The organism is Stappia sp. TSB10P1A (assembly GCF_900185725.1).
Lineage (GTDB): Bacteria > Pseudomonadota > Alphaproteobacteria > Rhizobiales > Stappiaceae > Stappia.
Window position 1 is genome coordinate 455,199 of the sequence record NZ_FYAU01000024.1, and the last position, 12,358, is coordinate 467,556.

Annotated in this window: 11 protein-coding genes and 1 pseudogene; 4 read left to right on the top strand and 8 right to left on the bottom strand. The window is 70.2% G+C overall.

What is annotated here, in order from left to right:
* Position 1 precedes the first annotated feature (1 nt).
* The 7 genes and pseudogenes from TSB10P1A_RS10665 to rph all read right to left on the bottom strand — a co-directional run bounded on the left by TSB10P1A_RS10665 (position 2) and on the right by rph (position 6,057).
* On the bottom strand, positions 2–451 hold the full coding sequence (locus TSB10P1A_RS10665; protein WP_371515087.1) for a TRAP transporter small permease: 450 nt from the start codon (positions 449–451) through the stop codon (positions 2–4).
* Positions 442–552 (bottom strand): annotated as a pseudogene (locus TSB10P1A_RS23990) (hypothetical protein); the annotation flags it as partial. The gene TSB10P1A_RS10665 and the pseudogene TSB10P1A_RS23990, both read right to left, overlap by 10 nt.
* Positions 553–818: 266 nt before the next feature.
* Complete coding sequence (locus tag TSB10P1A_RS10670) at positions 819–1,688, bottom strand: BadF/BadG/BcrA/BcrD ATPase family protein (protein WP_186387884.1); 870 nt, start codon at positions 1,686–1,688, stop codon at positions 819–821.
* 21 nt (positions 1,689–1,709) lie between these two features.
* Complete coding sequence (phaZ, locus tag TSB10P1A_RS10675) at positions 1,710–3,254, bottom strand: polyhydroxyalkanoate depolymerase (RefSeq protein ID WP_208987066.1); 1,545 nt, start codon at positions 3,252–3,254, stop codon at positions 1,710–1,712.
* A 277-nt stretch (positions 3,255–3,531) separates the two neighbouring features.
* Complete coding sequence (gene hemW / locus TSB10P1A_RS10680; RefSeq protein ID WP_208987067.1) at positions 3,532–4,689, bottom strand: radical SAM family heme chaperone HemW; 1,158 nt, start codon at positions 4,687–4,689, stop codon at positions 3,532–3,534.
* Positions 4,686–5,336: an RdgB/HAM1 family non-canonical purine NTP pyrophosphatase gene (rdgB, locus tag TSB10P1A_RS10685; protein WP_186387887.1), complete on the bottom strand. Its 651-nt coding sequence runs from the start codon at positions 5,334–5,336 to the stop codon at positions 4,686–4,688. The genes hemW and rdgB overlap by 4 nt, the downstream gene beginning before the upstream one ends.
* 7 nt (positions 5,337–5,343) lie before the next feature.
* Complete coding sequence (gene rph, locus TSB10P1A_RS10690; RefSeq protein ID WP_186387888.1) at positions 5,344–6,057, bottom strand: ribonuclease PH; 714 nt, start codon at positions 6,055–6,057, stop codon at positions 5,344–5,346.
* 251 nt (positions 6,058–6,308) lie between these two features.
* On the opposite strand from rph, the gene hrcA reads away from it, so the two are divergent.
* From hrcA to TSB10P1A_RS10710, 4 genes are all read left to right on the top strand, one after another.
* Positions 6,309–7,376: a heat-inducible transcriptional repressor HrcA gene (hrcA, locus tag TSB10P1A_RS10695; protein WP_186387889.1), complete on the top strand. Its 1,068-nt coding sequence runs from the start codon at positions 6,309–6,311 to the stop codon at positions 7,374–7,376.
* A gap of 33 nt (positions 7,377–7,409) precedes the next feature.
* Positions 7,410–8,216 (top strand): molybdopterin-synthase adenylyltransferase MoeB, encoded by an 807-nt coding sequence (gene moeB / locus TSB10P1A_RS10700; protein ID WP_186387890.1) that lies wholly within the window; start codon positions 7,410–7,412, stop codon positions 8,214–8,216.
* A gap of 68 nt (positions 8,217–8,284) precedes the next feature.
* A complete protein-coding gene (locus tag TSB10P1A_RS10705; RefSeq protein WP_186387924.1) occupies positions 8,285–8,971 on the top strand; it encodes a M48 family metallopeptidase in 687 nt (228 codons plus the stop codon).
* Positions 8,972–9,056: 85 nt separating this feature from the next.
* A complete protein-coding gene (locus TSB10P1A_RS10710; protein WP_186387891.1) occupies positions 9,057–10,244 on the top strand; it encodes a multidrug effflux MFS transporter in 1,188 nt (395 codons plus the stop codon).
* A gap of 33 nt (positions 10,245–10,277) precedes the next feature.
* On the opposite strand, the gene TSB10P1A_RS10715 is transcribed toward TSB10P1A_RS10710, so the two are convergent.
* Positions 10,278–12,358, bottom strand: a 2,081-nt coding sequence (locus tag TSB10P1A_RS10715; RefSeq protein WP_208987068.1) for a transglycosylase domain-containing protein, incomplete at its 5' end; no start/stop codon positions are given.

The window sequence follows — 12,358 nt, forward strand, 5'->3', positions numbered from 1 at the left end:
CTTACTCCCGGCCGGCGGCAACGGGCCGCGCGAGGGTCTCGTCCAGGCTGCGCCAGACCGTATAGGCGCAGACCACGACGGCGAAGCCCGCCCCGGCCAGCGCGGCGGCATAGGGCCACCACAGCGGAAACTGCAGGATGAAGGTGGTCTCGCCATAAGCCTTCTTGTCGAGCATGCCGAGCCACAGGCGCCAGGCGATCAGGCCGCTCGCCAGCGTCATCAGGATGTTGGCGACAAGGTCGACGCCGGCATTGAGGCGCGCACCGAAGCGGGCGAGGAACAGGTCGACGGTGACATGGCCGCGCTTCAACTGGCACCAGGGCAGGAAGGCGAAGATGGCGAAGGCGGTGCCGGCCTCGACCAGCTCGTAGTCGCCGGGGATCGGCCCGAGGCCGGCGAAGATCAGCGCCCGGCCGGCGATCGACACGACGGTGATCACGGTCAGCGCCACCAGCGCGGCGCCGCCGGCGATCGCCAGCCAGGCGGACAGCCGCTCCAGCAGCCGTTCGACGGCCAGGCGTCCCGAAGACTGGCGTCCCGAAAACTGGTGCCCCGAAGAGTGGCGCCCCGAAGACTGGCTCATCGGATCTCGTTCCTCCCAACCGCGGGCCGCCGCCTCCACGCCGGCCCACCTGGCTCTGCTCCGCCCCTGCTCTTACAGCATCGGCCCGAAAACCTGAATCGGTTTTCGGACGGCGCGCGTACCGTCCGGAGCGCAGGCCGGCTTGGCATGACCGACAGGGTGGGCCACGCAAAAGGTGATGTAAAATGAGATTTCAGGGCATTTGCATAACCGCAGGGCCCGTTGCCGGCGGGCCTCAGGCGGCGAAGAACGCCCGCCGCGCCATCCGCACGGCGCCGTCCAGCGCATCGCCGAGCGGGGCGGCGAGATGCGCGGCAAAGCGCGGCGCGAGGCGCGCCGCATAGAAGGGGGCAAGCCCGCCCATCAGCACGATGCGCCGGCAGGAGGGAAAGACCAGCGCGCCGAGCATCTCCTCGACCTCGGCCGTGAAAGCGCAAAGCAGCGCCTCGGCCTCGCCGTCGCCGGCCTTGGCGGCATCGAAGACCACTGGGGCATGGCGGGCGAAATCCGCCTGGCGGGCGGTGGCGGCGAAGGCGACCATGCGCGCCGGATCGTCGCCGAAGGCGGCAAGCAGCGTCTCGGCGAGCCTTCCGCGCGGGCGCACCCCGTCGCGCGACAGCAGCGCCGATTTCAGCGCCTCGCGGCCGAGCCGGGCGCCGCCCCCCTGGTCGGCGAGATGCACGCCCCAGCCGCCGACGCTGCGGATCTCGCCGCCATGGCGGGCGAGAAAGGCCGACCCGGTGCCGAGGATCGCCATGATCCCGTCATCGGGTCCGAGCGCGCCCTCCAGCGCGATCTCGCCGTCGCCGACGAGCTCCACCTGCGCAAAGGGAAGGGAGAGCAGCGAACGCCCGTCGCGGCCGAGCTGGCGGGCGCCGGCAAGACCGAGCAGCGCCGGGCAATCCGCGAGCGCCTCCGCCGGCAGGCCGGCCTCGGCAAGGGCGGCGCCCGCCGCCGCAAGGATATTGGCGGCGGCCTGCCCCGGGTCGGTCGCGACATTGGCCGGGCCGGCGAGGCCGCGCGCGACGATCTCGCCGTCAGGGCCGGCAAGGGCGGCGCGGCAGGTGCTGCCGCCGCCGTCGACGGCGATGAGCCAGGAGCTCATGCGAGGACGCTCATGTCTCGCTCAGTGGGTGGCGGGCTGCTCGGCGAGCTTGCGGGCCTGCTCGATCCAGCCGTCGCGGTCGATGCGGCCACGGAAGTCGAGGCGGCTGTCGAGCGCGGCGATCTGCTCGTCGGTGAGCGCGGCGATCTGCCAGTAGTGGAAGATGCCGGCGCCGTTCAGCGCGGTCTGCAGCTTCGGGCCGATGCCGCCGATGGCGGTGAGGTCGTCGGCGACGCCGCGCGGCGTCGCCAGCAGCACCTCGGCCAGCGGATCGGAGACCTTGCCCGACGCCCTGGCCGGCTTTGCCCTCACGTCGGCCTTCGGCGGGGTCGCCGGAAGCTGGGCATGGCTGCGCATGAAGTCGAGGATGCGCGGGGCGATCTCGGAGCGGAAGCGCGAGCCGTTGAACACGCCGTAATGGCCGACATCGGGCTGCATGTAATGGGCGCGCATGTCGGGGGCGAGGTTGACGCACAGGTTGTGCGCCGCCATCGTCTGGCCGCGGCCGGTGATGTCGTCCTTCTCGCCCTCGACGGTGAGCAGGGCCGAGCGGCGGATGGCGCCGCAGTCGACCAGCTCGCCGCGATGGCGCAGCTCGCCCTTGGCAAGCGCGTGGCGGATGAACACGGTCTCCACCGTCTGCAGGTAGAACTCGGCGGTGAGGTCCATCACCGCCAGATATTCGTCATAGAAGTCGCGATGCTTCTCGGCATTGTCGCCGTCGCCGGAGACGAGATGCTGGAAGAACTCGTGATGGGCGTTGACGTGGCGGTCGAGGTTCATGCTCATGAAGCCGGAAAGCTGCAGGAAGCCCGGATAGACGTCGCGCATGAAGCCCGGCTGCGGGAACGGCACCTTCATGATGACGTTGCGCTCGAACCACTCGATGCTCTTGCTCTCGGCGAGATCGTTGACGGCGGTCGGGTTGATCCGCGTGTCGATCGGCCCGCCCATCAGGGTGACGCTGGCCGGGGCGCAAGGGTCGCCATGCGCCTCCATCACCGCCGTGGCGGCGAGCACCGGCACCGACGGCTGACAGACGCCCATGACATGGGTGTCCGGCCCCAGGAAGTGCAGCATCTCGATGACATAGTCGATATAGTCGTCGAGATCGAAGCGCCCTTCGGTGAGCGGCACCATGCGCGCGTCGATCCAGTCGGTGATGTAGATGTCGGCGCTCGGCAGCATCGTCTCGACCGTGCCGCGCAGCAGCGTCGCATAGTGGCCCGACATCGGCGCCACCATCAGGATGCGCGGGCCCTTGTGCTTGCGCTCGCCGAGCTTGCGGTCGAAATGCAAGAGGTTGCAGAACGGCTTCTTCCAGACGATCTCCTCGCGCACCGGCACCTTGACGCCGCTGACGGTGGTCTGGGTGAGGCCGAATTCCGGCTTGCCGTAGCGCCGGGTCATCCGCTCGATCAACTCGCAGCCGGCGGCGACCGAGCGCCCGATCGGGGTGTGCGAGAGCGGGTTGAGCGGGTTCTGGAAATACAGGCGCGCCATGTCGGCGCTCGCCCGCAGCGGACTCATCGCCGCATGATTGAATTCATAGACCTGGTAGAACACGTGACCGACCTCGCAATCTCCGTGAGGCAGCGCAGCATGGACGGCTGCCTTTTGTCGCATTGCAAAAATAATATGACAAAGATGAAGGCCGCTTCAACAGGCAGGACGGTCTCCGGCCGGTCATGCGGTGACGGAATACCGGAAGTGCGGCCCTTGCCGCCGGAATCTCCTCCGGATGTCCCTGAAAACGCAAGCCAAGACAGGATCTTGCGCAAATCGGCAACGCGGTGGAAAAAAGTTGCCGGAGCCGTCAATTTTCAGGAGATATCGTAAAAAATTACGATGCAAGATCTGCGACGACCGCATCCAATACGAGCAAACCGGCCGGCGTGACCCGCATCCGCGTGCCGCCGAGTCGTTCCACCATGCCGTGTTCGATGAGGTCGGCGACGCGGCGCGGATCGATCCGGCGGTCGGAAATCGCCTCGAAACGGGCAAGGTCGACGCCCTCCACCAGCCGCAGGCCCATCAGGAGGAACTCGTCGCCCTGCTCCTCCCGGGTCAGCGACACGTCCTCCACCAACCCCTCGCCGCGCGCCTCGACGGCGGCGAGCCAGGTCTCCGGATGGCGCTCGGTGGCGGTGGCGAACTTGCCGTTGCCGCCGGTCAGCCGGCCATGGGCGCCGGGGCCGACGCCGACATAGTCGCCATAGCGCCAATAGACGAGATTGTGCCGGCACTCGGCGCCGGGCACCGCATGGTTGGAGACCTCGTAGGCCGGCATGCCGTGGCGGGCGCAGATCTCCTGCGTCAGGTCGTAGAGATCGGCGGCGGTGTCGGGATCGGGCACCACCAGCTTGCCGGCGCGGTGCAGCTCGAAATAGGGCGTGCCCTGCTCGATGGTGAGCTGGTAGAGCGACAGGTGGTCGGCGGCAAGGCCGATCGCCTCCTCCAGCTCGGCGCGCCAGGCGGCGGCATCCTGGTCGGGCCGGGCGTAGATCAGGTCGAAGGAGATGCGCTCGAAGGTCGAGCGGGCGATGCCGATCGCCGCGCGCGCCTGATCCGCGTCATGCAGCCGGCCAAGGCGCTTCAGGTCCGCGTCCCGCAAGGACTGCACGCCGAGCGACAGCCGGTTGACGCCGGCGGCGCGATAGCCGCGGAACCGCTCCGCCTCCACCGAGGAGGGGTTGGCCTCCATCGACACCTCGACGGTCGGCGAGATTTCCCACAGGCCGGCGATGGCGTCGAGCACGCGGCCGACGGTCGAGGGGAGCATCAAGGACGGGGTGCCGCCGCCGAGAAAGATCGACTCGACCCGCCGCCCGCGCGTGCGTGCGGCGAAATAGGCAAGCTCCCGCTCGAAGGCGGCGGCAAAGCGCGGCTGGTCGATGCCGGCATGGCGGACATGGCTGTTGAAGTCGCAATACGGGCATTTGGCCTCGCAGAAGGGCCAATGCACATAGATGCCGAAACCGCCGTCCGCCTCTGCCATCATGCCTCCAGACAGCGCGCGGAGAAGTCCGCGAAGGCGCGGGCGCGGTGCGACAGCGCGGCGCCGGCCTGCCCGTGCTTTTCCTCCGCCGACATCTCGCCGAAGGTGCGGGCGTGGCCGTCCGGCTGGAACATCGGATCATAGCCGAAGCCGCCGCTGCCGCGCGGCGGCCACACGGCGGTGCCCTCGACCTCGCCGCGGAACAGGGCGACCTCGCCGTCCGGCCAGGCGAGGCAGAGCACGGCGACGAAGGACGAGCGGCGGTCCGCCGGATCCAGCGCGCCGGCGGCCTGCAGCTTTTCCTCGATGGTGCGCATCGCCATCGCGAAGTCCTTCTCCGGACCCGCCCAGCGAGCCGAATAGACCCCCGGCGCCCCGTCCAGCGCGACGACGCAGAAGCCGCTGTCGTCGGCGAGCGCCGGCAGGCCGGAGGCCTCGGCGGCGGCGCGCGCCTTCAGCTCCGCATTGGCCTCGAAGGTGGTGCCGGTCTCTTCCGGCTCGGGCAGGCCGAGCGCGCCGGCCGAGACGACCTCGTAGCCGTAGGGCGCCATCAGCTCGGCGAATTCGCGCAGCTTGCCCGGATTGTGGCTCGCCAGCACGATCCGGCCGGGCTCGAGCCGGCGGATGGGCGTGGATGCGGTGTCGGTCATGCGCGCCTCACGAGATCGCCATCTTCTGCAGGTCGACCAGCCGGGCGATGCCGGACTTGGCGAGCTCCATCAGCTCGGCGAACTGCGCCTCGGTGAAGGGCGCGCCCTCCGCCGTGCCCTGGATCTCGACGATGCCGCCGGCGCCGGTCATGACGAAATTGGCGTCGGTATCGGCGTCGGAGTCCTCGAGATAGTCGAGGTCGAGCACCGCCTGGCCGCCATGGATGCCGCAGGAAATCGCCGCCACATGGTCCTTCAGCACCTTGCCGGCGAGCATGTCGCGGGCGCGCATCCACTCGATGCAGTCATGCAGGGCGACCCAGGCGCCGGTGATCGCGGCGGTGCGGGTGCCGCCATCGGCCTGGATGACGTCGCAATCGACCGAGATCTGCCGCTCGCCGAGCAGCGGCAGGTCGACAATGGCGCGCAGCGACCGGCCGATCAGCCGCTGGATCTCCAGCGTGCGGCCCGACTGCTTGCCGGAGGACGCTTCGCGGCGCATGCGCTCGCCGGTGGCGCGCGGCAGCATGCCATATTCGGCGGTCACCCAGCCGCGGCCCTGGCCGCGCAGCCAGGGCGGAATCCGCTCTTCCAGGCTCGCGGTGCACAGAACATGGGTGTCGCCGAACTTGACCAGGCACGAGCCTTCCGCGTGTTTGGAAACGCTCCGTTCCAGCGTCACGGCGCGCAGCTCGTCCGCCGCGCGTTTGGATGGCCGCATGTCGATCCCCTTCAAAGCCTGCCGCTCGGGGCGCCAATGCCCCTTGCTCCTGTTCCGCGTCCCTCTTAATCCAATATGGGACAGGAATGAAATGCCTGTCTGCCGCTTGTCCCGCCTCGCCGGCCGGTCGGCGCCTTTGATATGGGCAATCGCGGGCGGGCCGCACTATATTCGCGGAAGTCGGCCGCGTTGGCGGCAAGGCAGGATGTCAAGGTGCGGAAGCTGGAGTTGCTGAACCGGGGAGCGCGAACGTGACGCTGGGTGTGCCGTCCGTCAGCCTGAGCGATCTCGACAAGCGGTCGCGGGAGATCTTCCGCGCCATCGTCGAATCCTATCTCGACACCGGCGAGCCGGTCGGCTCGCGCAACCTGTCGCGGCTGCCCTCGATCCAATTGTCGCCGGCCTCGATCCGCAACATCATGTCCGACCTCGAACATGCCGGCCTGCTCTACGCGCCGCACACCTCGGCCGGGCGCATGCCGACGGAAGGGGGCCTGCGCTTCTTCGTCGACGCGCTGCTGGAGGTCGGCGACCTGACGCGCGAGGAGCGCGACCAGATCGACATCCAGGTCAAGGCGGCGCGCAGCGAGCGCACCAGCGAGCAGCTCCTGACCGAGGCGAGCCAGATGCTCTCCGGCCTGTCGCGCGGCGCCGGCGTCGTCTTCACCCACAAGGCGGATGTGCGCCTGCGCCATGTCGAATTCGTCCGGATCGAGCCGCTGAAGGCGCTGGTCGTGCTGGTCGGCGACGACGGCTCGGTGGAGAACCGCATCGTCGACCTGCCGCCCGGCCTGCCGCAGACCGCCCTGATCGAGGCGTCGAACTATCTCACCAGCCTGATCCGCGGCCGCACCCTGGCCGAGGCGCGGCGCGAGCTGGAGACCCAGCGCGACCGCCACCAGAAGGAGCTGGACGCGCTGACCGCCAAGCTGGTGGAAGCCGGCATCGCCACCCGCTCCGGCGCGGTCGACGCGGCCGGCTCGCTGATCGTGCGCGGCCGCTCCAACCTGCTGTCGCATCTGGAGGCGGAGCAGGACCTAGAGCGCATCCGCCTGCTCTTCGACGATCTGGAGAACAAGCGCGAGCTGATCCAGCTTCTGACCGCCGCCGAGGGCGGCGAGGGCGTGCGCATCTTCATCGGCTCGGAGAACAAGCTGTTCTCGCTCTCCGGCTCCTCCATCGTCGTCTCGCCCTTCCGCGATCAGGACGAGCGGATCATCGGCGTGCTCGGCGTCATCGGCCCGACCCGGCTGAACTATGCCCGCGTCATCCCGATGGTCGATTATACCGCCCGGCTGGTCGGCCGACTGCTGCGCTGACCGCCCCTTTTCGCTGCCTTGCCGGACCCTCAGATGACCCCGCTTTCGCCCGCAGAACTCGAACGCTACGCCCGCCACATCGTCCTGCAGGATGTCGGCGGCCCCGGCCAGCAGAAGCTGAAAGCCGCAAGGGTGCTGGTGATCGGCGCCGGCGGGCTCGGCGCGCCGGTCTTGCAATATCTGGCGGCGGCCGGCGTCGGCACGCTCGGTATCGTCGACGACGACACCGTGTCGCTCTCCAACCTGCAACGCCAGGTGATCCACGACACCGACCATCTCGGCGAGCCGAAAGTGGCGAGCGCGGCCGAGGCGATCGCCCGGCTGAACCCGCATGTGAAGGTCGAGCCGCATGTGGCGCGGCTGACCGCGATGAACGCGCTGGCGCTGATTTCGCGCTACGACCTCGTCATCGACGGCTCCGACAATTTCGCCACCCGCTATCTCGTCTCCGATGCCTGTTTCTTTGCCGGCAAACCGCTGGTCACCGGCGCGGTCGGCCGGCTCGACGGCTCGCTGACGCTGCTGAAGCCGCATGAGGCGGCCGAGGACGGCACGCCGAACCCGACCTATCGCTGCCTCTTCCCCGAGCGCCCGGCGGACGGGCTGCTGCCGACATGTGCCGAGGCCGGCGTGCTCGGCGCGCTGACCGGCATTGTCGGCACGCTGCAGGCGATGGAGGCGATCAAGGAGATCGCCGGCTTCGGCGAGGGTCTGCTCGGCCGGCTGCTGCTGATCGACGCGCGCTCGATGCGCTTCGAGACGATCCGCTACCGCTGGAGCGCGAAGAACCCCTTGAGCGGCACCGTCCGCAAGCGCTTCGACGAACTGGCTGGCGCGTGAGCTCCTTCTTCCGCCTGCGCCGCCAGCCGGCCCTGCCCGAGGAGATCACCCTGGAGATCGACGGGCGGATGCAGCGCATCGCGCTGCGCGCCAATCCGCGGGCGCAGCGCTACATCCTGCGCGTGCCGGCCGATGGCGGCCCGCCGGTGCTGACCGTGCCGAGGGGCGGCAGCCTTGCCACCGCGCGCGACTTCGCGCAGCGCCAGCGCGGCTGGCTCGCCGGGCGGCTGGGCGAGCGGCCCGAGGCGGTGCCCTTCGTCGAAGGCGGGGTGATCCCGCTGCGCGGGGCGGCGCACAGGATCGTTGCAGCGGGGGGCTTGCGCGGGCTGGTGCGGCGCGAGACGCAGGCCGATGACGAGGCCGGCGCGATCGGCCACCTGCTGGTGCCCGGCGCCGAGGAGCACATTGCCCGCAAGCTCACCGACTGGCTGAAGCGCGAGGCGCGGCGGGACCTGGAGACCGCGGTGGCGCGCCACGCGGCGGCGCTCGGACGCCGCCCCACCGGCCTCACCCTGCGCGACACCCGCAGCCGCTGGGGCTCCTGCACGGCGGACGGGCGGCTCTCCTTCTCCTGGCGGCTTGTGCTTGCGCCGCCTTCGATCCTCGATTACGTCGCTGCCCATGAGGTCGCTCATCTTGCCGAGATGAACCACGGCCCGCGCTTCTGGGCCCATTGCCGCCGCCTGGCCCCGCACACGGAAGAGGCGCGCGTCTGGCTGAAGCGCGAGGGCGGCCGCCTGCATCTCTACGGCTGAGGCGGTCGCAACACCCGCCGCAGCCGCCTCCCACACGGCGCCCGCCCGCCCGCGCGGCCGGCGCCCCCGCACGAAGGCCGCTCGCATGCTCAAGCCGGACACCTGGGCGCTCACCATCCTGCTCGCCAGCCTGACCGCGCTCGGCCCGATCTCCACCGACATGTATCTGCCGGCGCTGCCCTCGATCCTGCGCGATCTCGAGGCGACCCACGCCTCGGTGCAACTGACCCTGTCGGTGTTCCTCGTCGGCTTCGCCGTCGGCCAGGTGGTCTACGGCCCGCTCGCCGACAGGGTCGGCCGCAAGCCGGGGCTGATCGCCGGCCTTGCGATCTACGCGCTCGCCAGCCTTGCCTGCACGCTGGCGCCGAGTGTCGAGGTGCTGATCGTCGCGCGCTTCTGCCAGGCCTTCGGCGCCGCCGGGCCGGTGGTGCTGGCGCGCGCCGTGGTGCGCGATCTCTACGAGGGCTCGCGCGCGGGCCAGGAACTCGCCCGCATGGGCTCGATCATGGGCCTTGCCCCGGCGATCGCGCCGTTCTTCGGCGGGCTGATCGCGGCGGCCGGCGGCTGGCGCTTCGTCTTCCTGGTCTCGGTTGCCTTCGCCGCCGTGGTGGTCGCCAGCGTCTGGCGCGGGTTGCCCGAGACGATCCGGGCGCGCGAGACCGCGCCCTTTTCCGTCCGCGCCGTCCTGTCCGGCTTCGGCGGGCTGCTGCGCCACCGCGCCTACGCCGCCTATCTGGCGGTGATGACGCTGACCTTCTCCGGCCTTTTCGCCTTCATTTCCGGCTCGTCCTTCGTGCTGCAGGACATTTTCGGACTGACCCCGCAGCTCTACGGCATCGCCTTCGGCGTCTGCGCCGGCGCCTATGTGGTCGGCACGCTGATCGGCCAGCGGCTGGCGCCGCGACGGGGCGCGGAAGCGACGATCCTCAGCGGCTGCGTGCTGCTGGCGCTGGGCGGCGCGGTGATGATCGCCGCCGTTCTCGCCGCGCCCTCGGCGCTCTCCGTGATCCTGCCGATGATGCTCTACATGGTGGGGGTCGGCCTTGCCCTGCCGCAGGCGCAGGCGGCGGCGCTGATGCCCTTCCCGGACCGCGCCGGCAGCGCCTCCTCGCTGATGGGCATCAGCCAGATGAGCATTGCCGCGCTGGTCGGCATCGGCGTCGGCGCCACCCATGGCGCCACCGCCCTGCCGCTGGCGCTGGTCATTGCCGTCAACGGCTTTGGCGCGCTGCTGGCGCTGCTGGCGAGCCGCCGGGCGCGCTCCGCCACCTGAGGCGGGCGCCTGGGCCCGGTCAGCCGGGGAAGGTCAGCCTCCAAAGATCCGGTTGATGAGGTCGAGCGGGCCGCCGCCGCCCTCGCCGTCCTGCATCGGCGGCAGCCGCCGCGCCGGATCGCCCTCGGCCGGGATGTCGCGCATCGGCATGTCGAGCGGCGTGGTGGCGGGCTCGGCGACCCGCACCGGCCGGTCGGAGACGCCCGGCAGGCTGGCGACCGGCAGGCCCTGGTGGCCGGCCTGCATCACGTCCTTCCAGATCTTGGCGGGCAGCGAGCCGCCGGTGGCGCGCTTGGTCGGCGAATTGTCGTCATTGCCGAGCCAGACGGCGGTGGTCAGCGTGCCGGTATAGCCGATGAACCAGCCGTCGCGGAAATCCTGGCTGGTGCCGGTCTTGCCGCCGGCCGGCCGGCCCTCCAGATGGGCGATCTTGCCGGTGCCGGTCATCAGGGTCTGCGCCATCATCATGTTCATGTCGGCGAGCGTCGCATGGTCGACGACCCGGCCGGGACCGTCGCCGGCGCGGGCATAGAGCACCTTGCCGTCGACCGTGCGGATCGAGCGGATGACATGCGGCACCACCGCGTAGCCGCCATTGGAGAAGGGCGTATAGGCGGCGGCGATCTCCAGCGGCGTCACTTCCGAGGTGCCGAGCGAGATCGACAGGTTGGAGGCGAGCGGCGAGGAAATGCCGAGCTTGCGGGCGGCGCGGATGATGGCGCGCGGGCCGACTTCTTCCGCCAGCCGCGCGGCGACGGTGTTGAGCGACAGCGACAGCGCCTCGGTGAGCGTCACCGGGCCGCGATAGGTCTTGGTGTAGTTCTGCGGCGCCCATTTGCCGATCCTGACCGGCTCGTCGACGCGCACGGTCGCCGGCGTCAGCCCGCGCTCCAGCGCGGCGAGATAGACGAAGGGCTTGAAGGCCGAGCCGGGCTGGCGCCTGGCATTGACCGCGCGGTTGAACTGGCTCTCGGAATAGTCGCGGCCGCCGACCAGCGCCTTGACCGCGCCCGATCCGTCCAGCGTGACGATGGCGCCCTGGCCGACGCCGAGCTTGGCGCCTTCCTCCGACAGCGCCCGGCGCAGGGAATCCTCGGCGATGATCTGCAGGCCGAGATCGATCGTCGTGTCGACGATGATGTCGGTCTCGATGGCGCCGACATAGCCGGGCAGCCGCTCCATCACCCAGTCGGCGACATAGTTCTCGCTGGCCGAGGTGTGGTGGGTGACGACGCGCATCGGCGCGGCAAGGGCATCGCGCGCCTCCGCGTCGCTGAGATAGCCCTCCTCGGCCATCGCCGCCAGCACGGTGGCGGCGCGATCCTGGGCAAGGTCCGGATTGCGGGTCGGGGCATAGCGCGAGGGGGCCTTGAGCAGGCCGGCCAGCGTTGCCGCCTCGGAGACGCTGATGAGCCGCGCCGACTTGCCGAAATAGCGCCGGGCGGCGGCATCGACGCCATAGGCGCCGGCGCCGAAATAGACCCGGTTGAGATACATCTCCAGGATCTCGTCCTTGGAGTAGTTGGTCTCCAGCCACAGCGCCAGCACCGCCTCCTGCACCTTGCGCCGCAGGGTGCGGTCGGGCTCCAGGAACAGGTTCTTGGCAAGCTGCTGGGTCAGCGTCGAGCCGCCCTGCGCCAGCCGGCCGGAGGTGAGGTTGGTCACCACCGCCCGGCCGAGGCCGAGCGGGTCGAGGCCGAAATGCGAATAGAAGCGCCGGTCCTCGATGGCGATCACCGCCTGCGGCAGATAGGGCGGCAACTGCTCCAGCCGCACCGCCTCGCCGCCGGTGTCGCCGCGATTGGCCATCAACGTGCCGTCGGAGGCGACGATGCGCACATTGGGCGGGCGCTGCGGCACCTTCCATTCGGAGGTCGGCGGCAGATAGGCGGCGTAATAGATGAGGACGCCGATGCCGGCGATGCCGGCCCAGATGCACAGGACGAAGCTCCAGTAGAGGCCGCGCCGCAAGAACCGGGTCAGGCCGCCGCGCTGGCGCTTGGCGCGCGACTTGCCGCGTCCGCCGCCCTTGACCGCGCCAAGGTCGAGGCCGCCGCCGTCGCCGCCGCTGGCGGCGGGCTTGCGGGCCGGACGCCCCCGCGGGGGCGGCGAGG

What these genes read in the sequence shown, in the direction of transcription:
- TSB10P1A_RS10670 (WP_186387884.1), bottom strand. Translation starts at nt 1,688, where the DNA reads ATGAGCTCCTGGCTCATCGCCGTCGACGGCGGCGGCAGCACCTGCCGC.
- hemW (WP_208987067.1), bottom strand. Translation starts at nt 4,689, where the DNA reads ATGATGGCAGAGGCGGACGGCGGTTTCGGCATCTATGTGCATTGGCCC.
- rdgB (WP_186387887.1), bottom strand. Translation starts at nt 5,336, where the DNA reads ATGACCGACACCGCATCCACGCCCATCCGCCGGCTCGAGCCCGGCCGG.
- rph (WP_186387888.1), bottom strand. Translation starts at nt 6,057, where the DNA reads ATGCGGCCATCCAAACGCGCGGCGGACGAGCTGCGCGCCGTGACGCTG.
- moeB (WP_186387890.1), top strand. Translation starts at nt 7,410, where the DNA reads ATGACCCCGCTTTCGCCCGCAGAACTCGAACGCTACGCCCGCCACATC.
- TSB10P1A_RS10705 (WP_186387924.1), top strand. Translation starts at nt 8,285, where the DNA reads ATGCAGCGCATCGCGCTGCGCGCCAATCCGCGGGCGCAGCGCTACATC.
- TSB10P1A_RS10710 (WP_186387891.1), top strand. Translation starts at nt 9,057, where the DNA reads ATGCTCAAGCCGGACACCTGGGCGCTCACCATCCTGCTCGCCAGCCTG.